The organism is Nitratireductor sp. PBL-C9 (assembly GCF_050877045.1).
GTDB classification, from domain to species: Bacteria; Pseudomonadota; Alphaproteobacteria; order Rhizobiales; family Rhizobiaceae; genus Nitratireductor; species Nitratireductor aquimarinus.
Genome location: NZ_JBPAXW010000008.1, coordinates 24,812 through 45,523 on the forward strand (window position 1 = coordinate 24,812; position 20,712 = coordinate 45,523).

General features: G+C 62.0%; 20 protein-coding genes. 14 read left to right on the top strand and 6 right to left on the bottom strand.

Annotation, left to right across the window (positions count from 1 at the left end):
* The first annotated feature begins 61 nt into the window (after positions 1–61).
* The 3 genes from ACRTG1_RS16780 (at position 62) to ACRTG1_RS16790 (ending at position 2,421) form a co-directional block, all read left to right on the top strand.
* Positions 62–961, top strand: coding sequence for an ABC transporter substrate-binding protein (locus ACRTG1_RS16780; RefSeq protein WP_317089009.1), 900 nt, complete (start codon positions 62–64; stop codon positions 959–961).
* A gap of 84 nt (positions 962–1,045) precedes the next feature.
* Positions 1,046–1,960, top strand: coding sequence for an ABC transporter substrate-binding protein (locus ACRTG1_RS16785; protein ID WP_432516662.1), 915 nt, complete (start codon positions 1,046–1,048; stop codon positions 1,958–1,960).
* Between the two features lie 116 nt (positions 1,961–2,076).
* Positions 2,077–2,421 carry a DUF2147 domain-containing protein gene (locus ACRTG1_RS16790; protein WP_432516781.1) on the top strand — a complete coding sequence of 115 codons (345 nt, stop codon included), beginning with the start codon at positions 2,077–2,079 and terminating at the stop codon, positions 2,419–2,421.
* Between the two features lie 158 nt (positions 2,422–2,579).
* Here ACRTG1_RS16790 and ACRTG1_RS16795 read toward each other — a convergent pair whose 3' ends face one another.
* Complete coding sequence (locus ACRTG1_RS16795; RefSeq protein ID WP_113154637.1) at positions 2,580–3,488, bottom strand: LysR family transcriptional regulator; 909 nt, start codon at positions 3,486–3,488, stop codon at positions 2,580–2,582.
* A 111-nt stretch (positions 3,489–3,599) separates the two neighbouring features.
* Between ACRTG1_RS16795 and ACRTG1_RS16800 the strand changes: the two genes are divergently transcribed.
* The gene (locus ACRTG1_RS16800) at positions 3,600–3,938 is read left to right on the top strand and encodes a DMT family transporter (protein WP_113154636.1); all 339 of its coding nucleotides are present in this window, start codon (positions 3,600–3,602) and stop codon (positions 3,936–3,938) included.
* Positions 3,935–4,252, top strand: coding sequence for an SMR family transporter (locus ACRTG1_RS16805; RefSeq protein WP_113154635.1), 318 nt, complete (start codon positions 3,935–3,937; stop codon positions 4,250–4,252). The genes ACRTG1_RS16800 and ACRTG1_RS16805 overlap by 4 nt, the downstream gene beginning before the upstream one ends.
* 73 nt (positions 4,253–4,325) lie before the next feature.
* Here the strand turns inward: ACRTG1_RS16805 and ACRTG1_RS16810 are convergent, their stop codons facing one another.
* Positions 4,326–5,030: a glutathione binding-like protein gene (locus tag ACRTG1_RS16810; protein WP_297562755.1), complete on the bottom strand. Its 705-nt coding sequence runs from the start codon at positions 5,028–5,030 to the stop codon at positions 4,326–4,328.
* Positions 5,031–5,256: 226 nt separating this feature from the next.
* Here ACRTG1_RS16810 and ACRTG1_RS16815 point away from each other — a divergent pair, with 226 nt between their 5' ends.
* The 4 genes from ACRTG1_RS16815 (at position 5,257) to ACRTG1_RS16830 (ending at position 8,295) form a co-directional block, all read left to right on the top strand.
* Positions 5,257–5,427: a hypothetical protein gene (locus ACRTG1_RS16815; RefSeq protein WP_206545936.1), complete on the top strand. Its 171-nt coding sequence runs from the start codon at positions 5,257–5,259 to the stop codon at positions 5,425–5,427.
* A 23-nt stretch (positions 5,428–5,450) separates the two neighbouring features.
* A complete protein-coding gene (locus ACRTG1_RS16820; RefSeq protein WP_162742260.1) occupies positions 5,451–5,627 on the top strand; it encodes a hypothetical protein in 177 nt (58 codons plus the stop codon).
* A gap of 92 nt (positions 5,628–5,719) precedes the next feature.
* Positions 5,720–7,219 (top strand): AMP nucleosidase, encoded by a 1,500-nt coding sequence (locus ACRTG1_RS16825; protein ID WP_113154633.1) that lies wholly within the window; start codon positions 5,720–5,722, stop codon positions 7,217–7,219.
* A 59-nt stretch (positions 7,220–7,278) separates the two neighbouring features.
* Positions 7,279–8,295, top strand: coding sequence for an endonuclease/exonuclease/phosphatase family protein (locus tag ACRTG1_RS16830; RefSeq protein ID WP_432516666.1), 1,017 nt, complete (start codon positions 7,279–7,281; stop codon positions 8,293–8,295).
* Positions 8,296–8,355: 60 nt separating this feature from the next.
* Here ACRTG1_RS16830 and ACRTG1_RS16835 read toward each other — a convergent pair whose 3' ends face one another.
* Both ACRTG1_RS16835 and ACRTG1_RS16840 read right to left on the bottom strand, forming a co-directional pair.
* Positions 8,356–9,207: a methyltransferase gene (locus ACRTG1_RS16835; protein ID WP_432516667.1), complete on the bottom strand. Its 852-nt coding sequence runs from the start codon at positions 9,205–9,207 to the stop codon at positions 8,356–8,358.
* A 5-nt stretch (positions 9,208–9,212) separates the two neighbouring features.
* Entirely contained in the window at positions 9,213–10,895 is a 1,683-nt protein-coding gene (locus tag ACRTG1_RS16840; protein WP_206553992.1) for an electron transfer flavoprotein-ubiquinone oxidoreductase, read from the bottom strand.
* Positions 10,896–11,276: 381 nt separating this feature from the next.
* Between ACRTG1_RS16840 and ACRTG1_RS16845 the strand changes: the two genes are divergently transcribed.
* The 4 genes from ACRTG1_RS16845 (at position 11,277) to ACRTG1_RS16860 (ending at position 14,445) form a co-directional block, all read left to right on the top strand.
* Positions 11,277–11,876, top strand: coding sequence for a DUF2585 family protein (locus tag ACRTG1_RS16845; RefSeq protein WP_432516669.1), 600 nt, complete (start codon positions 11,277–11,279; stop codon positions 11,874–11,876).
* A 104-nt stretch (positions 11,877–11,980) separates the two neighbouring features.
* Complete coding sequence (locus tag ACRTG1_RS16850; protein WP_432516671.1) at positions 11,981–12,553, top strand: hypothetical protein; 573 nt, start codon at positions 11,981–11,983, stop codon at positions 12,551–12,553.
* A gap of 86 nt (positions 12,554–12,639) precedes the next feature.
* A complete protein-coding gene (locus ACRTG1_RS16855; RefSeq protein WP_432516673.1) occupies positions 12,640–13,476 on the top strand; it encodes a uracil-DNA glycosylase in 837 nt (278 codons plus the stop codon).
* A 99-nt stretch (positions 13,477–13,575) separates the two neighbouring features.
* Positions 13,576–14,445, top strand: coding sequence for a hypothetical protein (locus tag ACRTG1_RS16860; protein ID WP_432516674.1), 870 nt, complete (start codon positions 13,576–13,578; stop codon positions 14,443–14,445).
* 25 nt (positions 14,446–14,470) lie between these two features.
* Here ACRTG1_RS16860 and ACRTG1_RS16865 read toward each other — a convergent pair whose 3' ends face one another.
* Together ACRTG1_RS16865 and ACRTG1_RS16870 are read right to left on the bottom strand one after the other, a co-directional pair.
* The gene (locus ACRTG1_RS16865; protein ID WP_113154626.1) at positions 14,471–15,424 is read right to left on the bottom strand and encodes a DMT family transporter; all 954 of its coding nucleotides are present in this window, start codon (positions 15,422–15,424) and stop codon (positions 14,471–14,473) included.
* A 68-nt stretch (positions 15,425–15,492) separates the two neighbouring features.
* The gene (locus tag ACRTG1_RS16870) at positions 15,493–17,808 is read right to left on the bottom strand and encodes a xanthine dehydrogenase family protein molybdopterin-binding subunit (protein ID WP_432516676.1); all 2,316 of its coding nucleotides are present in this window, start codon (positions 17,806–17,808) and stop codon (positions 15,493–15,495) included.
* A gap of 187 nt (positions 17,809–17,995) precedes the next feature.
* On the opposite strand from ACRTG1_RS16870, the gene pepN reads away from it, so the two are divergent.
* Complete coding sequence (gene pepN, locus ACRTG1_RS16875; protein WP_432516678.1) at positions 17,996–20,641, top strand: aminopeptidase N; 2,646 nt, start codon at positions 17,996–17,998, stop codon at positions 20,639–20,641.
* Positions 20,642–20,712 lie beyond the last annotated feature (71 nt).

The window sequence follows — 20,712 nt, forward strand, 5'->3', positions numbered from 1 at the left end:
AACGCAAGATTTGTTGGTCGTGCCGGCAAGACAGCCACCGCGTCAAATCAGGAGACAGATCATGCGCGTCCTTCCCCTCTTACCGGCCATGCTGATGGCGTTGTTCACGGCGGCGGCAGGCGCTGCCGGGATCGAGCACGCCATGGGAACGGCCACGGTGCCCGACGCTCCGCAGCGCGTGATCGTGCTGACCAATGAAGGCACGGAAGCCCTGCTGGCGCTGGGCGTGAAGCCCGTGGGCGCGGCGAATTCCTGGAATGGCGATCCCTGGTATGCCCATATCGCGGACCAGATGGAGGGCGTGGAGCCGGTCGGCAAGGAGAGCGCCGTCAATCTGGAACTGATCGCTGCACTTGAGCCAGACCTCATTCTGGGCACCAAGATCCGACACGAAGGAATTTTCGAACAGCTTTCCGCCATCGCCCCGACCGTTGTTTCGGAGCGCCTGCGCGGCGACTGGCGCGAGAATTTCGAACTCTGGGCGAAGGCGCTGAACCGGCAGGAAGCCGGCGAGAAGGTGCTGGAGGACTTCGACGCGAAGGTCTCGTCCCTGAGAAACGATCTGGGCGAAGCGGTGGACGAGAAAGTCTCCGTGATCCGCTTCATGCCCGGCCACATCCGCATCTACCAGAAGGACAGTTTTTCCGGCTTCATCCTCGACAGGGTCGGTTTTCAGCGCCCTGAAAATCAGGATGTCGACAACTTCATGCTGAAGGCCGGAAAGGAGAGCATTCCGGACATGGATGGCGACCGCATTTTCTACTTCACCTATGAACCCGGCGATGGCGACGCGACCAGACTTTCTGAAGAGGTGCTGGCCGATCCCCTGTGGCAGACGCTTTCAGGCGTGAAAGCGGGCAAGGTTCATCAGGTGGATGACACGATCTGGAACACGGCCGGAGGCGTTCTGGCCGCGAACCTGATGCTCGACGATCTTGCCCGCCTTTACGGGCTTCGTTGATCAAGACCGGGGCGGCCTGCCAGTGACGGGCCGTCCCACCCTCCCCGTTTTGGGGATTTTTCTCATTTTAAGACGAGATTTTTCATGAAACGATTGCTTATTCCCCTTTTGACCCTTGCCCTGTCCGCCGTGAGCGGAGCCGCTCTGGCCGGCAATGTGCAGCATGCCATGGGCAGGACGACAACGCCCGACACCCCTCAGCGCATCGTGGTGCTGACCACCGAGGGAACCGAAGCGGTTCTCGCACTGGGCATCAAACCGGTGGGCGCCGCCAATGGACGCGCGGTCAATGCGCGCGGCTCCGTCTGGTATGCGCATGTGGCCGACCGGCTTGACGGCGTGGAGCCGCTTGGCGAGGAGCGTGCGGTCAATCTGGAGCAGATCGCGGCGCTGGAGCCGGACCTGATCCTCGGCAACCGCCAGCGTCATGAGGGCGTATACGACCAGCTCTCGGCGATTGCGCCCACCGTGCTGTCCACCCGCCTCAGGGGCGACTGGCGCAAGAATTTCGAACTCTATGCCGAAGCGCTTGGCAGGAAGGACGAAGGGGCTGCGGTGCTTGCGGCCTTCGACAAGCGTGTGGCTGAACTGTCCGACGCGCTCGGCGCGCAGAAGGACGAGACGCTTTCCGTCATTCGCTTCATGCCCGGACAGATCCGCATCTACCAGAGAGACAGTTTTTCAGGCGATGTGCTTGCCCGCCTCGGCATTGCGCGGCCTGAACTCCAGCAGGAAGACAGCTTCGTGCTTAAGGTCGGCAAGGAGAGCATTCCCGACATGGATGGCGACCGGCTGGTGCATTTCACCTATGAATCCGGTGACGGAAAGGCCACCGCGCTTGCGCGCGACATTGCCAGCGATCCGCTCTGGCAGAGCCTGAAGGCCGTACAGGCTGGCTCGGTTCATGCCGTTGACGACGTGATCTGGAACACGGCTGGCGGCATCCTTGCGGCAGAGCGCATGCTGGATGACGTGGCGAAGATCTACGGCGTCGACTGAGCGAAAAGCCCCCGCCCGTCTGCGCGGGGGCCTTCACGGGCCAGTTGCAGAAAGAGGTTGTATTACGTTTACGTTCGCGTAAGCTTGCAGCTGCAACGCCATTGGGAGGAAGAATGATGATTGGCAAACTCTTTCTGGGCGGTGCGGCCCTGCTGCTTGCCGGCGGTGTCGCCATGGCCGACCCGATCGAGGGGAACTGGAAAACGGAATCGGGCGCGACCGCGCAGATCGCGCCCTGCGGCGGTTCCTATTGCATCACGCTGAAAAGTGGAAAGTTCGCCGGCAAGAAGATCGGCACGTTCCAGGCAGCGGGCAGCAACAAGTACACCGGCAAGATCACCGACCCGACCAAGGACAAGACCTATTCCGGCAAGGGCACCCTCACCGGCAACAATCTGAAGATGGGCGGCTGCGTTCTTGGTGGCCTGATCTGCCGCAACCAGACCTGGTCCCGCATCTAAAGCAACTCCAGGAAAAGTGGGAACCGGATTTCCGTCCGGAGTTGCGCAAAACAATGCCTTAGAGCGGTTCAGCGAAAAGCGGAAGCGCTCCAGGGGCAGGCAAAACCCTCCAGCTCAATGCCTCCGCGCGCCTTAACCCTGCAAGGCGCGTGGAGGTTTTAATCTGCAATCAGCCCATCGCTGCGCATCTGTGTGAGAATGATGTCGTGCGCGCGCGACTGTAGCGGCTCCCTCGCCTGCCCCTTGGCGGCCAGCGGCTCGCGACTGCAGACGAAATAGGGATACCACGCAGCGCCCAGACCATGATTGATCTGGCCGAGCTGCGCATAGTCTTCTTCCGACAGCAGGGATTCGGGCACATAGCCCCAGCCCAGACCGTCGCAGATCGCATCCTTGCCGAGTTCAAAACTACTCAGCGCAATCCGCTCGCTGCCCATGGCGTCGAGGTGGAAGCGCTCATGCTGCGTGCTGTCGAGATAGGTGATCTGCGGCAGGATGGAGAGATCCGCATCGGCGACATAGCTCATCGCGGCGAGCGGGTGACCACGCGCGACCATCATGCGCATGCCAATCCGCGCGATGACACGGCTGTAAAGCCCGCTGGCGGGGCCGGACCGGCCGGAGGCGATGAAATAGGCAATGTCCAGCTGCCCCTCGCGCACCAGTTCCGGCAGCACGTCGCTTTCCGCGTAACGCATGCTCAGGCGCACATCCGGCCGCGCGCGTCTGATGGAGCGGATTACGTGGCGCCAAAAATTTTCCGAAAGCACGTCGTCGCGACCGATCCGCAACTCCTGGCCCGCAGTCTCCTCGCCGCGCGCACAACGCTCGATGATGCTGTTGGAAAGCGCGATGATACGGGCGCAGTCGTCCAGAATATGCTCGCCGACCGGCGACAGGGTGAGGCTGTTGCCGCGCCGCACGAAAAGCTCCGCACCCAGCTCATCCTCCAGCGCGGCAATGGCCATGCTGACCGTGGAACGGTTGCGGCCCAGCTGCACCGCTGCGCCCGAAATGGAGCCGGTTCGCGCCGCAGCCTCAAAATATTCCAGGTAGTCGAGCCGCATTGGAACGGCCTTTCGTCAAAATTCTTGTCACTCAGCGATTTCTCATACGTCTAAAAGGCGGATATCTCAATCAAGTGACATTAAATTTGATCTTACATCACGAGGACGAAATTGCACTGGTTCTATCTGATCGCTGCGGTCTCCGCAGAAGTTGTCGGGACCACACTGATGAAATTCCTGGTGTCTGCGGGCCAGCTGGCCCAGGGGACGCTTGCCGCAATCTTCATGGTCGCCATGGCCTATCTCTTTCTGGGCAAAGCGACGCTGCGCATACCGGTGGCGCTGGCCAACGCCTTCTGGGAAGGGCTCGGCATGATCCTGATCGCGCTTGCATCGCTCTATCTGCTGGATGAGAGCATCTCGACCATGCAGGCGGTCGGCATCGGCGTGGCGCTGCTGGGCATTGTTATAATCAATTATGGCCACCACCAGCAGGAGCAGAAGCGATGACCATCTATATGGGATATGTGCTGGGCTCGGTGGCGCTCGACATCATGGCCAATCTGGCGCTGGAAAAATCGAACGGCTTTGCCCGCAGAGGCTGGGGCGTTGCGGCAGTTCTTCTGATCATGGCGGCGTTCGCGCTGCTCGCACTGGCCGTCACCGGCATGGATCTTTTCATCGCCTATGCAGTGTGGGGCGTGCTTTCGATCCTGGGAACGGCCATCGCCGTTTGGCTCGTTTTCGGCCAGCGCCTCAACCTGACAAGCTGGGTGGGCGTAGGCATTCTGATCCTGGCCATACTGCTGATCAGGCTTGGCTAACGTCTGAGATTGGGCTTACGATAAAGAAAAGCGGGCGACCGGGATCGCCCGCTTTTTGCATTCCGGACAGGGATCAGCTTGCGCGCTGACCAAAGAGAACCTTCTGGGCCTCCTTGTCCTCGGCCAGATTGCTGCGATGCGTCTGACCAACCTCGAGCGCGCGAATGACCGCCGGCCGGGCCATGACGGTTTCGAACCAGCGCTTCAGGTTCGGGAAGTCGTTGAGGTCCTGCCCCTGCTGCTCATAGGGCTTGATCCAGCCAACGCAGGCCATGTCTGCAATCGTGTACTCATCGCCCGCCAGATAGGCGCGGTCGGCAAGACGACGATCCATCACGCCGTAAAGGCGGTTGACCTCATTGGTGTAGCGCTCGATGCCGTAGGGCACTTTCTCGGGCGCATATTTGCGGAAATGGTGCGCCTGACCGGCCATCGGGCCAAGACCGCCCATCTGCCAGAACAGCCACTGATCGACTTCCACGCGGGCGCGCTCTTCCGTGGGATAGAACTTGCCCGTCTTGCGGCCAAGATATTGCAGGATCGCGCCCGACTCGAAAACGGAGATGGGCTCGCCGCCCGGGCCTTCGGGATCGATGATGGCGGGCATGCGGTTGTTCGGTGCGATCTTCAGGAAGGACGGCTCGAACTGCTCGCCCTTGCCGATGTTCACATAGTGCACGGCATAGGGAAGTCCGGTCTCTTCAAGAAAGATGGTGACTTTCCAGCCGTTTGGTGTCGGCCAGTAATGAAGTTCGATCGGCTTGATCTGGGTGGTCATGCTTGTCTGCCTCCAAGGGTTCAGAGCCACGCGGTCGGGGGAGGATCGTGGCGACATTGGGGCAGGTAAGCACCGCCCGCCCGTTTTGCAACACACGCGCCGATAAACGATCTGTCATCGGGTGTTAACCGCCGTGTTAACGGTGCTGAACGCCGGATGAATGCCCCCATCAGTATCGGTTCAGCCGTCCCCTGCCACATTGATGGCAACAAAGAGGAAGAGCCCGATGCTGATACGCCGATTTTCGATTGTCTGCCTGATTGCAGCCCTGTTCGGCATGGGCCTGGCGATCCTCGTTGCAGAGGCCGGCCGGTCTTCCGACCGCTGGCAGGGCGGCAGGCCTTTCGCCTGCATGACCGATGACAACGCGTTTTGCGGCCAGACGGTGCGGCGCTGAGCAGAAAAGAAGTGGGGTTGGTGATGTTGCAGACAATGACACATATGGCCAAGGGACTGATGTTCGCGATGCTGATCGGCTCGCCGCTTCTGGCGGTCCAGAATGTGCGCGCCGGTGATGAAAACATCATCGAAGGGCGTTATGACAGGTCGAGTGGCGCCGGTCTCGTTCTGATGGTCAGCCTGCAACGCTCGCGCTAGGAGAGCTTCCCCCACCAGCTGGAAGTGCGCGAGCAGACCATGGATGCCGCAACCGGGCCTTGAGAAGACCGGGAAAATCCATATAAAAGGCCATGGAACACAGAATCTATCCTCAGCCCATTCAGACGATTTCAAGTCCGGAGCCCTACGCCCGGAAGAGCTTTACCGATGCCCGCGAAGCCGTCGCGGCGTTGAAAGCGCTCTACGAGCGCAACACCGCATTCCTGCGCGATGCGTTTGCGCAGGTTTCCAAAGAAGGCGAGAGCGATTGCCGCTTCCGCGCCTTCTATCCTGAAGTCAGCCTCGCCACCGCCACCTACGCCCAGATCGACACGCGGCTGGCCTATGGCCATGTGGCGGCGCCCGGTGTCTATGCGACCACGATCACCCGGCCCGACCTTTTCGACGATTATCTGATCGACCAGCTGAGCCTGGTGATCCGCAATCACGGCGTGCCGGTGACCGTGTCGGAATCGGAAACGCCGATCCCGCTGCACTTCGCCTTCCTGCAGGACACCTATGTGGAAGGCTCCATCGCCGACCGGCTGAAACGGCCACTGCGCGATCTGTTCGACGTGCCGGATCTGAACGCCACCGATGACCACATCGTCAACGGCACCCATGAGACGCCGGCAGGAGAACCGGAACCGCTGGCCCCGTTCACGGCGCAGCGCGTCGACTATTCGCTGCACCGGCTGTCGCACTATACGGCGACGGCGCCTGCGCATTTCCAGAACTTCGTGCTGTTCACGAACTATCAGTTCTACATTGACGAGTTCTGCGCCCTCGCCCGCGAGATGATGGCCGAAGGCGGCAAGGGCTACACGGCCTTCGTGGAGCCCGGCAATGTGATCACCAAGGCCGGCGAGACGAGCCCTTCGGCCAGCACGCCGGCGCGTCTGCCGCAGATGCCCGCCTATCATCTGAAGCGTGACGGTCACGCCGGCATCACCATGGTGAACATCGGCGTCGGCCCCTCCAACGCCAAGACGATCACCGACCATGTGGCGGTTCTGCGCCCGCATGCCTGGCTGATGCTCGGCCATTGCGCGGGGCTCAGAAACTCGCAGGCGCTGGGCGATTACGTTCTGGCGCATGCCTATGTGCGCGAAGACCATGTGCTTGACGACGATCTGCCGGTGTGGGTGCCGCTGCCCGCACTTGCAGAGGTGCAGGTTGCGTTGCAGGAAGCGGTAGCGGAGACCACCGGCCTTTCCGGCTATGAGCTGAAGCGCATCATGCGCACCGGCACGGTGGCGACCATCGACAACCGCAACTGGGAACTGCGCGAACAGCGCGGCCCCGTGCAGCGGCTCTCGCAGTCGCGGGCGATTGCGCTGGATATGGAATCGGCCACCATCGCGGCCAATGGCTTCCGCTTCCGCGTGCCCTACGGCACGCTGCTTTGCGTTTCGGACAAGCCGCTTCATGGCGAACTGAAGCTGCCGGGCATGGCCACCGACTTTTACAAGCGGCAGGTCTCCCAGCATCTCAAGATCGGCATGCGGGCGGTCGAGAAACTTGCGGAAATGCCGCCAGAACGGCTCCATTCGCGCAAGCTGAGAAGCTTTTTCGAAACCGCCTTCCAATAGCCCAAAAGAACGGCTAGCCCGCGTATCTCAAGGGACACGCAGCAAACAAGGCGCGAGAGATGAAGAAGAGCAGAACCGCATCCGCACTGCCGGCAATTCTGGCAATCGGCGCGGTTCTGATTTCGGTGCCCCTCGTGGCCGGCTATTGGGGCCGGCTGCACCCGGCCTTCGACGCCATGGCGCATTTTCGGATGCATCTGGCGGTGCTGATCGCCATTCTCTCCCTGCCGCTGATCTTCATACGGGGCTGGCGGCAGATCGGTGCGGCAGGAACCGTGCTTGGCCTTGCAGCCCTGAGCGCCACGCTTTTGCCGGGACAGAATGCGGCAGGAACGGCCAGAGCCGAAGCCGCGGACATGCCGGCTGCGCGCTACCGGCTGCTCCAGATGAATCTGCGCTACGACAACCCCACCCCAAAACAGGTGTTTTCACTGATCGGCCAGACCCGGCCGGACATCGTGACGCTGAACGAGGTTTCGAGCATGTGGGTGGAGGAACTGAAGTTCCTTGAAGCCACCTACCCCTACCGCGTGATCTGCCCGCCGCCGGCCCGGATCGGCGGCGTTGCCATTCTCTCCCGCCGCCCTTTCGCCAGCTCATCCGCCTATGCGTGCTATGATCGCGGCTCGATGGCCGTGGCGACGGTACGCCTTGGCGCAGATCCGGTGGAGATCGCCGCGCTGCATCTCGGCTGGCCCTGGCCTTATGAACAGAACCGTCAGGTGGAGCGCGTGACACCGGTTCTGCAGCGGCTCGGCAAGACGGCGATCCTTGCAGGCGATCTGAACGCAGCGCCGTGGAGCGCAACGGCGCATCGTGTTGCGGCTGCCGGTGAGCTGGATATTGTGCCGGGCGTTGGCCCGACCTGGCTGAAGCGTCTGGTTCCCGAACCCGTTCGCCGGGTTGCAGGCCTGCCCATCGACCATGTGTTCAGCAAGGGACGGATCGTGCCCATTGCCATCTCGCGGCCGCAGGATGCCGGTTCCGACCACCTGCCCGTCCTGTTCGAATTCGGCATCATGCCTGACGCCGAACAGAACATCCTTGAGGTGAAGCTGGCGCAGAACGCCGGTTAGAGCGCCGTGCGGCCATCCGGACGCACAAATGACGCCCTAACCTGTTGAAAGCACGGTGCGCTAATCGGCTTTCTGCTTTCGGGCGATGACCAGATGCCCCGGCACCGGCTTGCCCATTTCATGCCGCACCACGATGTCGCCAATCGCCAGACCGGCGAAGCCGTGATCGGCAAGCATTTTGCCGAGATAGGCCTGCGCATGGGCAAAGCGCTGATGCGGGCCAACCATGAAGGGGCGGCCGGCAAGCGTTTCATCCGGCAGGGTCTCGCTTGAGAAAGCCAGAACCGCGCCCTCTGTGGCGAGTTCCGCAGCGCCTTCGAAGAAGGCTTCCAGCTCACCGAGATAAGGCAGAACATCCGTCGCCGTGATCAGGTCGAAGGGTTCGACATCCGCATACTGCAGAAAGTCCACCGCATCGCCCACATATAGGGCGTCGTAGAGCTCTTTCTCGTCGGTGACCTCGATCATCGTTTCGGAAAGATCGACGCCGGTGATGTGGGCTGCCATATCGCGCAGCACCTCGCCGGCAAGGCCGGTACCGCAGCCAAGATCGAGCATGCGCTCATAGGGGCCGGGCGCGATCTCTTCCAGCGCCTGACGCACGAGTGCCGGCACATCGTAGCCGAGCTGGTCTACGAGGATGCTTTCGAATTCACCGGCGTGCTGGTCGAACAGCGTCGCGACATAGGCCTCCGAGGCGCGTGTCGGCGTTTCGCCGCGCCCCATGCTGGCGAGCCGCACGGCTGCCCCGCCATGATCGGCGGGATCCAGCGCCAGAACTTCCCTGTAGGCCTCGGCGGCGGCGTCGAGATCGCCCGCCTTTTCCAGTGCAAGCGCGCGATTATAGGCTTCGGCCAGCGCCTCTTCATCGACGGGGCTGGCTTCGGCGGCGCCGGTTTCATGATCGGACAATGCGGTTACATCCCGGTGTAGACGGGCCCTTCGCCACCCTGCGGCGGCACCCAGTTGATGTTCTGGTTCGGGTCCTTGATATCGCAGGTTTTGCAGTGGACGCAGTTCTGCGCGTTGATGACAAAACGCGCGTCAGCCACATCGCTGCCATCGGTCAGCGCGTTGCCGTCGGCATCCACCCATTCATAGACGCCCGCCGGGCAATAGCGCGAGGACGGGCCGGCAAAGACGCCGTATTCCGAAGTCTTCTGCAGCTCCATGTCCTTCACCTGAAGATGAACGGGTTGCTCTTCCTCATGGTTGGTGTTGGACAGGAAGACCGAGGAGAGACGGTCGAAGGTGAGAACACCATCGGGCTTGGGGTAATCGATGGGCGCGTGTTTCGCGGCCGGCTCAAGCGAGGCGGCATCGGTCTTGCCGTGCTTCATCGTGCCGAAGGGCGAAACGCCGAACAGCGAGTTCAGCCACATGTCGAGACCGCCGATGCCGACGCCCAGAAGCGTGCCGAAGCGCGACCAGAGCGGCTTGACGTTGCGGACCTTCTTCAGGTCCTTGCCGATGTCTGAGGAGCGCCAGGCGGCCTCATAGCCTTCAAGCGTGTCGTTGGTGCGCCCTGCCCCGAGCGCCTCGACAACGTGTTCGGCGGCGAGCATGCCGGACAGAACAGCATTGTGCGAGCCCTTGATGCGCGGCACGTTGACGAAGCCTGCGGAACAGCCGATGAGCGCGCCGCCCGGGAAGACGAGCTTGGGCACGGACTGCCAGCCGCCCTCGGTAATGGCGCGCGCGCCATAGGAGAGGCGCTTGCCACCCTCGAACGTGTCGCGAATGGCCGGATGCGTCTTGAAGCGCTGGAACTCCTGGAACGGCGAGAGGAAGGGGTTCTTGTAGTTCAGGTGAACCACAAAGCCGACCGCCACCTGGTTGTTTTCCAGATGATAGAGGAAGGAACCGCCGCCGGTTTTCATGTCGAGTGGCCAGCCAAAGGAGTGCTGGACGAGACCGGGCTTGTGGTTCTCCGGCTTGACCTCCCAGAGCTCCTTGAGGCCGATGCCGAACTTCTGCGGCTCACGCTCTTCGTCGAGACCGAACCGGGCGATGAGCTGCTTGGCGAGCGAGCCGCGCACGCCCTCACCGATCAGCACATATTTGCCCAGAAGCGCCATGCCCGGCTGGTAGTTGGGACCGTGCGAGCCATCGCGCTCGACGCCCATGTCGCCCGTGGCGACGCCGATGACTGCGCCTTCGTCATTGTAGAGAACTTCGGCTGCGGCGAAGCCCGGATAGATTTCGACGCCAAGCGCCTCGGCATGGCCGGCGAGCCAGCGGCACACATTGCCAAGCGACACGGCGTAATTGCCGTGATTGTTCATGAGCGGCGGCATGAGGAAATTGGGCAGGCGGATGGAGCCTGCCGGCCCCAGCACCAGAAACTGATCGTCGGTGACCGGCGTCTTGAACGGGTGGTCAGGATCTTCACGCCAGTCGGGAAGCAGGCGGTCGATGCCGATGGGATCGACAACCGCGCCCGACAGGATGTGCGCGCCAACCTCACCGCCCTTTTCGAGCACGACGATGGAAAGCTCGGGATCGAGCTGCTTGAGCCTGATGGATGCGGCCAGTCCTGCCGGCCCTGCGCCGACGATGACCACATCGAATTCCATGCTTTCGCGTTCCATCTCGCTCATTTAACCCTCCGCAGTCTTTTTCTCTAGCGCACCATGGTTTCGACCCGAATATGGGCCGGTGCGGACCGGATACAAATCAGCCCCGCATAACGGTTTCAACGCCGGGCTATAGCGCATCCGCGCCCCTATCGAAACCAGAGAAGTTGCATCAACCCATTCCTGATTGCTGCAAGCACAACACTTACTTTAACGTAAACGTAAATATTGGGCAATCTGGTGGTGGGCAATTCCTGTTTGCCAGCCTTCCCGAATCCCATCAGTGTCGCGCGGTTTCGAGAGCGTCAGGCAAGAATGCAATCCGGCTATCGGTTGGATGTTCCGAATTGAGCCCGGTGTTTCAAATTGAGCCCGTTGCTCCAAATTGAGAAGGAGATCGTGCGCGTGAATGCGAGTGAAAATGCGCTTCTGAGAGCATATCGGCAAAGACCGGTTGCGATCACCGCGTTCTGCGTTCTCGGTATTCTGGCGATACAGGCGCTGTTTCTGAAACTGATGGGGCAGACGACCATCTGCGACTGCGGCACGGTCAAACTCTGGTATTCGGATCCGTCGGGACCGGAAACCTCGCAGCATATCGGCGACTGGTACACCTATTCGCACTTTCTCCACGGCCTTCTTTTCTATGCGCTGCTCTGGCTTGTCGCGCCGCGCCTGCCCGTCGGGCTTCGCCTCGCGCTGGCGGTGGGTCTCGAAGCGGCATGGGAGATGGCAGAAAACACGCCGATGGTGATCAACCGCTATCGGGAATCGGCGCTGGCAGAGGGGTACTACGGAGACAGCGTGCTGAACTCGCTCTCCGATACCGCCGCGACGATTGTCGGCTTCTTCGTTGCCCGCATATCGCCAGTATGGCTGAGCATCGTTCTGGTGGTGACGACCGAGTTCTTCATGGCCGTGATGATCCGCGACAACCTCACGCTCAACATTCTTCAGCTGGTCTATCCCTCTCAGACGATCTCGAACTGGCAAGTGGGCGGCTGAACTGGGCGGCTGAATTGGGCTAACGCCATTCCATTTCGCGGAAAGTACCGATGGCGCTATAATGCGGCAGGAAGGGAGGTGTTATCCTGCCTCGCGCCGCAACCATGATCGCCCTGCCCCTGCTCGCATGCCTGCTGGCTGCGGAGCCGGGAGATGACGGGCGCTGGCAGGCGGGGCCATACGCCTTCTCGGACGAGAGCGGCGGGTTTCGCATCCGCGCGGTTTCCGGCAGCGGTTCGCGCGGTGATCCCGTCATCCTTCAACAGGAACTCTACACCGCATCGGCGGTGGTGATGGTTATTCGCCTCATCGGAGAGACGCCGCGCTATGCCTATGACGAGCGCGCGGGCGCGGGCTATCTCTTCATCGAGATCGAAACGCTGAATGCGAGCAATCTGCCCTGGATGGAATTCGAGTTCGAACTTCAGGAGAAGCGCGGGGTTTCCAGCGTCTATGGTGACGGGCTTTCGTTCGACCAGCGCAATGTGGGAAGTGAGTATGTGGGCTCTGACGCCTTTAAAAGCCACGACCGCAAATTCGAGCCCCATGACCGACTGCTCTTTCAGTCCGGTACGGTGGATGCGGGGCATTCCGTCACATTTCGCCTGCTGATTACCGATCTGACGCCCCAGCCGGTCTTTTATCTGGTGCAGGATCCACGCATTCCCGCTTCGTGAACTTGCAACGGCAGGCAAAGAAAGAGAAAGTGCCGCTTCAACGCCAACCGGCGACAATCAGGATTTCGGGCAGGATTTCGGGCACGATGGATTCCGCAGGACTAAGGGAGCTTCTGACATTCTACGCCGATGCCGGCGTGGATGAGTCCCTGCTGGAATCTGCCGCCGACCGGTTTGAGGAAACCCGGGTCGAGGCGGAAAAGCGCGCCGCACGCCGCGCGCCAGCCGCGCAGGAGCAGAAGAAGAAAGCGCCGGCAGCACAGATCCAGGCGCCGCCCCTTCCAAGCTCGCAGCGCGCGGCCATTCCCGACGATGCGCAGGCAGCCCGCGCACGCGAGATCGCCAAAAGCGCAAACACGCTGGAGGAACTGCGCGAACAGCTCGCCGCCTTCGATGGCTGCAATCTGAAAACGACCGCGAAGAACACCGTCTTCTCCGACGGCAACCCGCAGGCCGCCGTGATGCTTGTGGGCGAAGCGCCCGGCCGTGACGAGGATCTTCAGGGCCTGCCCTTTGTCGGGCGCTCGGGCAAGCTGCTCGACCGCATGCTGGCAGCCATCGGCCTCGACCGCACATCGGTCTACATTTCCAACGTCATTCCGTGGCGGCCGCCGGGCAACCGCGATCCCTCTCCGCTTGAGACGGAGATCTGCCGCCCCTTCATCGAGCGCCATATCGAGTTGGTCGCGCCGAAAGTTCTGGTGACGCTGGGCAACCCTTCGACGAAGCTGCTGCTCAACACGCAGACGGGCATCATGCGCATGCGCGGCAACTGGGCGCTGCACAAGACGCCGGCTGGTCAGGAAATTCCGACCATGCCGACGCTGCACCCGGCCTATCTGCTGCGCAACCCCGCCCACAAGAAGCTCGCATGGCATGACCTTCTTGCGATCAAGGTGAAGCTGGAAGGCGCTGGCGCGTAGAGCCGCTTAAGCCCGCATTAACCCTGTTGGGGCACAGTCGACAGCCTCAACAACGTCCCGGAGTCGAGCATGTGTGTTCGCGTTATATCCGGGGGGCGCGTGGTTTTTCTTTTTCTCTTTCTGATCCTCACTTTTGCATTCCTGCCCAGCCAGGCATTCGGTGCTGATCTTCTGGCGCATGAGGCGCTGGAGCGGTATCGGAGTGCCCAGAGCGGCTCCATCAGGCATGCGCGCACCATGGGTGTGATCGAATATCGCCAGTCGGATGGCGATGGCAGGGTGGCCGGCGAAAGCGGGCGCAACTCGACTGTTTCCGTGGCGGCGAAGGCCAACCGACGGATCGGCGCGGGCTGGAACGTGCAGGGCAATGTGAAGCACCGGCATTCGGAGCTGAACGGCGACAGGCGACAGCGCACGCAGGGCACGGCGCATCTCTATCATCGCGACCCGGAGCGCTATGCGCTTGGAGCCTTCGGCAGTCTGGCGACCGAACGCGCAAAGCCGGCAACCGCCATCGCAGGCGATGAATGGAAACGCGTGGACAGTGCGGCCGGCGGCCTGGAGGCAGCGCTCTTTTCGGAGAAGACCACGCTTCTGGCCGCAGCCGGTCTGCGCCGGAAGATGATCGAGCAGAAGGAGAGCGACAGCGCCTTCACCATGCTTGGCGCACGCTACTATGTGACGGATCAGTTTCGCCTTGGTCTTCAGGGCACTTATGAGCGCCCTCTCACCATCGAGGACGACCCGGTCATCTACGGGCTCGGCGCGGAGGTGAGCTACCGGCCGCACGAGCTGCCGTTCAGCAGCTTTGGCGGCTATCGCTACCAGCTGGCGCAGGCCGATGGCAGCGCCGAGAAGACGGTTTCACACGGCGTCTTCGCGGGCTTTCGCTATCATTTCGGCAGCCACAGCCTGAAGGAAGAAGAGCGCTACGGGCCGCTCTGGCCCGACCTGCCCATCGACCTTTGAAAAGGCGGCGCGGCTGCGCCGGCCTTCAGGAGGCCGGCGGCACGAAGCGGCGCGCGGCAACGCGCCGGAGGCCAAGCCTGCGCTCGCGCCAGATGATGAACAGACCGGCGCTGATGACGATGGTGCCGCCGACCAGCGTGTAGATGGTCGGCACATCGCCAAAGGCGAAATAGCCGATGATGATGGCAAGCAGCATCGAGGTGTATTCGAACGGCGCGATGGTCGAGAGCTCCGCATGGCGGTAACACTCCGTCATGAGGATCTGCGCGACGCCACCACACACGCCCGCCCCGGCAAGGGCCAGATACTGATCACGCGTCAGGTCTGCCCAGCCGAACGGGATGGTGAAGAGCGCCAGCACCGTGGCCGTGACGGAAAACCAGAGAACAATGGTGGCGGTCTTTTCCGTCTGCACCAGCCGACGGACCAGAAGCATGGCGACGGCAGAGCCCGTCGCTGCGCAAAGGGCCGCAATGACGCCCACCGCCTGCGCGGCCTCAAGACCGGCGTCCCCGGTCAAAAGGGTGAGTTTCGGCCACGCGATGATGATGACGCCGATGAAGCCGACGGCCACGGCGCTCCAGCGATAGACGCGCACGATCTCGCCCATGAAGATGGCCGAGAACACCACCACGATGAGCGGCTGCGCATAATTGAGGGTGATCGCGTCAGGCAGCGGCAGGCGCGTGAGCGCGAAGAAGCCGAGCCCCATGGAGGTCACGCCGACAAGGCCACGCATGATGTGGCTGACGGGGTGCGTGGTGCGAAAGGCGGTCGACAGCTCCTTGCGCCAGGCGAGCATGGCGAGGATCGGGAAAATCGCGAAGAAGGAGCGATAGAAGACGATCTGTCCGGACGGCACGGTCCCCGCCGATTTGATCAGCGAGGACATGACGACGAAGATGGAGACCGAGATGACTTTCAGCGCGATGCCGATGAGTGGCTGGCGTTCGGCGCCGAGTTCGGTCACAGCAGGCATTCTCTAAAATCCTGAAAAGCAGCTTCTGGGGATGGGAGAGCATTCCAGGGCGTATGCGCAGGCCTGCCTCATGCCGCGTCTGCCTCCCGGGCCATGCGGATAGCCTCCCAGACGCGCGATGGCGTGGTTGGCATGTCGATATGGTCGATGCCGTGAGCGCGGTAGAGCGCGTCCGTGACTGCGTTCAGAACCGCCGGCGTTGCGCCGATGGTGCCGGCCTCGCCCGCCCCCTTGATGCCCATGGCATTGGTGGTGGACGGCACGTTGCGCGTCTCGAAATGGATGAAAGGCAGATCATCGGCGCGCGGCATGGCGTAATCCATGAAGCTGGCCGTGATGAGCTGGCCGTCTTCGCCATAGACCGTGTCTTCCGTCAGCGCCTGTCCAAGCCCCTGGGCAACGCCGCCATGCACCTGGCCGGCCAGCAGGATCGGGTTCACCGTTGCGCCGAAATCATCGACGATCCAGTAATCAAGCACCTCCGTGCGGCCCGTATCCGGGTCGATCTCGACCTCGCAGATATGGGTGCCGTTCGGATAGGTCGCCTCTTCCTGCACGAACTCGCCGAACCCTTCGACATCCTCGGGAGCCTTGGCGGCCTTGGCGATGGCTGCGAAATCGACCGCGCGGTCCGTACCGACGATGCGCGCCGCCCCGCCTGAAAGCTCGATATCGTCGACGGACGCTTCCAGTTCGTCGGCCGCCAACTTGCGGATTTTCTCGGCAAGGTCTTCACCGGCGCGCGCGGCGGAGACGCCGCCCAGCGGAATGGAGCGCGAACCGCCCGTGCCACCGCCCGACGCCAGCTCATCCGTGTCGCCCTGGCGCACAGTGATTTTGTCGATGTCGAGATTGAGCTTGTCGGCCACGAACTGCGCATAGGCCGTGGCGTGCCCCTGCCCGTTCGACTGGGTGCCGATCAGAAGCGTGACCGTGCCATCGTCATTGAGCTTTACATGGGCCGGCTCGGAGCCTGCGAAGGCGCAGGCCTCGATATAGGTGGCCATGCCGATGCCGCGCAGCTTTCCGTTTTGGCGCGACTGCTCCACCCGCTCATCGAACGTGCTCCAGCCGGCATTTTCCATGCACTTGTTCATGTGCCCTTCGAACTCACCGACATCGTAGAGACGGCCGGTCTGGGTGCGATAGGGGAACTGCTCGGGCCTGATGAAATTGCGGCGGCGGATTTCCTCGCGTCCCATGTCGAGATCGCGGGCGCAGACATCCACCAGCTTCTCCAGAAGGAAGGCAGCTTCCGGGCGCCCCGCGCCACGATAGGCGTCCACCGGGCAGGTGTTGGTGTAGACGCCATTGATTGTCACATCGAGCGCCTGAATATCGTAAACGCCCGTCGACATGGACACGCCAACGAACGGAATGAACGGGCCATATTGCGAGATATACGCGCCCATATTGGCCGTGAGATCCACGCGAAGACCAAGGAAACGGCCTTCTGAATCCATCGCCATTTCAGCGGTCACGACATTGTCGCGCCCCTGCGCGTCGGTCATGAAATGCTCGTTGCGGTCGCCCGTCCACTTGACCGGACGGCCAAGGCGCTTCGCGGCTTCCATCACCATGGCGTATTCGCGGTAGACGAAGGTTTTCGGGCCAAAACCGCCGCCCACATCCGGCGTGATGACCCGGAGGTTTTCCGGCTCGATGCCGAACGTCTTGCACAGAATGCCGCGCATGGAGTGCACGCCCTGCGAGCCGGTTGTCAGCACATAGCGATTTTCATCGTCGCGCCATTCGGCCAGCGCCGCGCGCGGCTCCATGTAATTGCAGACCAGACGGTTGTTGACGAACTCGATGCGCGACACGTGGTCCGCTTTGGCAAAGGCCGCGTCGGACTTTTCCTTGTCACCCACATGATAAAGGAAGGCGCGGTTTGACCCGAGTTCCGGCCAGACCAGCGGCGCGTCTTCCGAAAGCGCTTCGGCGGTTGCCGCAATCGCCTCTTCATCGTCGAAATCGATATCGATCAGTTCTGCGGCATCCTGCGCTTGGGCGCGGCTGTCGGCCACCACGAGCGCCACGGCATCACCGACATACTGCACGCGGTCGCGGCAGAGAATCGGAATGTCGCGCGTCGGCGCGCGCGTGCCATCGGGCTGCTTCTGCATCGCGCCGGAGCGCAGATCCTTGAGATGCGCCACATCGGCGCCGGTCAGCACCAGATGAACGCCCGGCGACGCCTGCGCTTCCTCAATCGAGGAAATGGTGAAGGTTGCCTTGGCGACGGGCGAGCGCAGCACATAGAGATGCAGCGTACCCTCGGGCAGGAAATCGTCTGTATAGTGTCCCCGGCCCGTGATGAAAGCCGCATCCTCCTTGCGGCGGACCGAAGCCCCCATGCCGAATTTCGGCGTCATCACAGTCATGCGGAATCCCTTCTGGCCAAAAATTCCTGGCCGATGTTCGGTGAGCTGGCTGGAAACAGTCGAGCGACGTTTGATGCCTTAGTTTTGTCGAGCCGGATGGTTGTGTAAAGAGCCGCAATCCGATTTTGTTGGGCCAGGCGGACGCGGATTTTCCCGCACTGCGCCACAGGTCATGGAAAGAGTGAAGATGCGTACAGAAAGCGGCCAGATTTTTCGTCTCGAAGACTACAAACCCAGCGCCTATCTCATCCCCGGGATTGCGCTCGATTTCGCGCTGGACGCTGACGAAACGCTGGTGACTGCGCGGCTCCGGGTGGAACGGGCCGAGAATGCGCCGGACGATGCGCCGCTGGAACTCGATGGCGATGCGCTGACGCTGGAAGCGCTGAGAATCAACGGAGCCGATGTGCCCGTCTCAAGCTACGAGGCGACGCCCGACAAGCTGACCATCCGGAAACTCCCCGAGGAGCGGGAATTCGAGCTGACTATTGTCACGCGGGTCCTGCCTTCGAGCAACACGACACTGATGGGGCTTTATGTCTCAAGCGGCGTCTTCTGCACGCAGTGCGAGGCGGAAGGGTTTCGCCGGATCACCTATTTCCTCGACCGGCCTGACATCCTGTCGGTCTACACGGTGCGGATGGAAGCCGACCGCAAGGCTGCCCCCCTGCTTCTGTCGAACGGCAACCCGGTCGAGAGCGGCGCGCTTGAGAATGGCAGGCACTTTGCCGTCTGGCACGATCCGTTCCCCAAACCCTCCTACCTGTTTGCGCTGGTGGCGGGCGACCTTGGCGTGGTGACGGACAGCTTCACCACCGCGTCGGGACGCGAGGTCTCGCTCGGCATCTATGTGGAGCACGGCAAGGAAGAACGCGCCGCCTACGCGATGGACGCGCTCAAGCGCTCCATGCGCTGGGACGAGGAGCGCTTCGGCCGGGAATACGATCTCGATGTGTTCAACATCGTGGCCGTGTCGGATTTCAACATGGGGGCGATGGAGAACAAGGGTCTCAACGTCTTCAACGACAAATATGTGCTGGCCGATGCGGAGACCGCCACGGATGTCGATTTCGCCAATATCGAGGCGATCATCGCGCATGAGTATTTCCATAATTGGACAGGCAACAGAATCACTTGCCGGGACTGGTTCCAGCTCTGCCTGAAGGAAGGTCTGACGGTTTTCCGCGACCATGAATTCTCTGCCGACGAGCGGTCGCGCGCGGTCAAGCGCATCGGCGAGGTGCGCGCGCTCCGGGCGCACCAGTTCCCCGAGGATCAGGGACCGCTGGCCCATCCGGTGCGGCCGCGGCGCTATCGCGAGATCAACAATTTCTACACGGCGACCGTCTACGAAAAGGGCTCGGAAGTGGTGCGCATGCTGCGTACCATTCTGGGTGAAGAGGCGTTCCGCGCCGGCATGGACCTCTATTTCGAGCGGCATGACGGGCAGGCCGTGACAATTGAGGATTTTCTAAAAGCCTTCGAGGATGCCTCGGGCCGTGATCTCACCCAGTTCGCGCTCTGGTATCATCAGGCAGGAACCCCGAATGTGGCGCTCTCCTCGCGCTATGACGCCGGGGCGAAGACGCTGACGGTGGAGATCGAGCAGTCCGTTCCGCCAACACCTTCTGAAAGCCGCAAGCGGCTGATGCACATCCCCCTCGCCTTTGGCCTTGTCGGGCCGGAAGGTGAAGATCTCGCCTATGAAAGCGCTGAGGGCGCGGTGGTGGAAAATGGCGTCATTCACCTGCGCAAGCGCCGGCATACGATTGTTTTCAAAGGCGTAAATGCGCGGCCAGTGTTCTCGGTCAACCGTGGATTCTCAGCGCCGGTGACGCTCTGCAGCGAGGGCAGAACCGCCGACCGGCTGTTCCTGGCCCGTCACGACAGCGACCCGTTCTCGCGCTGGCAGGCGCTCACGACGCTCTTCACCGACACGCTGATTGCCGCAAGCAAGGCCGTGCGCGGCGGCAAGGAGCCGGCCTTCGCCGACGATCTCGTGCAGCTGGCGCTGGATCTGGCTGCCGATGCAACGCTGGAAGAGGCCTTCCGCGCACTGGTTCTGACCCTGCCCAGCGAGGCCGACGTAGCGCGTGAAATCGGCCATGACATCGATCCGGACGCCATCCACACGGCCCGCAGGGCGCTGCTTGAGACCATTGCGCAGGCAGGACGGGAGACGTTTGGCGACCTCTATGAGGGACTGCACGACAACGCCCCCTTCTCGCCCGATGCCCGCAGCGCCGGACGCCGCGCCCTGCGCAACACGCTGCTGGAATATCTGGTGCTCGGCGAAGGGAACCCTCAGGCCGCACGCCGGCAGTTCGACGATGCCGACAACATGACCGAGCGCGCCGGCGCGCTGACCATTCTGGCGCAGTATTTCCACGACACGGAGGATGGCAGGGCTGCTCTTGCGGCCTTCGAGGAACGCTATCGCGACACGCCGCTGGTGCTCGACAAATGGCTTCAGATCCAGGCCATGATCCCCTCCGAAGGGGCCGTATCGCTGGTGCGGTCGCTGATGGAGCATCCGCATTTCTCGCTCGCCAATCCCAACCGCGTCCGGGCGCTGATCGGCACTTTCTCCATGGCCAACCAGACGGCCTTTCACAGCGCCGATGGCGAAGGCTACCGCCTTGTCGCCGACACGGTGCTGGCGCTGGACGGACAGAACCCGCAGGTGGCGGCAAGGCTGGCCACCGCATTCCGCTCGTGGCGGTCGCTCGAGAAGGGCCGGCGCGAACATGCCCGCGCGCTTCTTGCCGACATGGCGGGACGTGAAAACCTGTCGCGCGATCTTGCGGATATCGTTGAAAGGACACTGGCCTGAGGGGCCGCGTTAATAAGTTTTTTACCATGACATCTGGACAAGGCGAATCACCTTTGATTCCTTATGGATGA

Bases quoted from the DNA above. Each gene is read 5' to 3' on its own strand.
- ACRTG1_RS16780 (WP_317089009.1), top strand. From the start codon at position 62: ATGCGCGTCCTTCCCCTCTTACCGGCCATGCTGATGGCGTTGTTCACG.
- ACRTG1_RS16785 (WP_432516662.1), top strand. From the start codon at position 1,046: ATGAAACGATTGCTTATTCCCCTTTTGACCCTTGCCCTGTCCGCCGTG.
- ACRTG1_RS16790 (WP_432516781.1), top strand. From the start codon at position 2,077: ATGATTGGCAAACTCTTTCTGGGCGGTGCGGCCCTGCTGCTTGCCGGC.
- ACRTG1_RS16795 (WP_113154637.1), bottom strand. From the start codon at position 3,488: ATGCGGCTCGACTACCTGGAATATTTTGAGGCTGCGGCGCGAACCGGC.
- ACRTG1_RS16805 (WP_113154635.1), top strand. From the start codon at position 3,935: ATGACCATCTATATGGGATATGTGCTGGGCTCGGTGGCGCTCGACATC.
- ACRTG1_RS16810 (WP_297562755.1), bottom strand. From the start codon at position 5,030: ATGACCACCCAGATCAAGCCGATCGAACTTCATTACTGGCCGACACCA.
- ACRTG1_RS16815 (WP_206545936.1), top strand. From the start codon at position 5,257: ATGCTGATACGCCGATTTTCGATTGTCTGCCTGATTGCAGCCCTGTTC.
- ACRTG1_RS16820 (WP_162742260.1), top strand. From the start codon at position 5,451: ATGTTGCAGACAATGACACATATGGCCAAGGGACTGATGTTCGCGATG.
- ACRTG1_RS16825 (WP_113154633.1), top strand. From the start codon at position 5,720: ATGGAACACAGAATCTATCCTCAGCCCATTCAGACGATTTCAAGTCCG.
- ACRTG1_RS16830 (WP_432516666.1), top strand. From the start codon at position 7,279: ATGAAGAAGAGCAGAACCGCATCCGCACTGCCGGCAATTCTGGCAATC.
- ACRTG1_RS16840 (WP_206553992.1), bottom strand. From the start codon at position 10,895: ATGAGCGAGATGGAACGCGAAAGCATGGAATTCGATGTGGTCATCGTC.
- ACRTG1_RS16850 (WP_432516671.1), top strand. From the start codon at position 11,981: ATGATCGCCCTGCCCCTGCTCGCATGCCTGCTGGCTGCGGAGCCGGGA.
- ACRTG1_RS16855 (WP_432516673.1), top strand. From the start codon at position 12,640: ATGGATTCCGCAGGACTAAGGGAGCTTCTGACATTCTACGCCGATGCC.
- ACRTG1_RS16865 (WP_113154626.1), bottom strand. From the start codon at position 15,424: ATGCCTGCTGTGACCGAACTCGGCGCCGAACGCCAGCCACTCATCGGC.
- ACRTG1_RS16870 (WP_432516676.1), bottom strand. From the start codon at position 17,808: ATGACTGTGATGACGCCGAAATTCGGCATGGGGGCTTCGGTCCGCCGC.
- pepN (WP_432516678.1), top strand. From the start codon at position 17,996: ATGCGTACAGAAAGCGGCCAGATTTTTCGTCTCGAAGACTACAAACCC.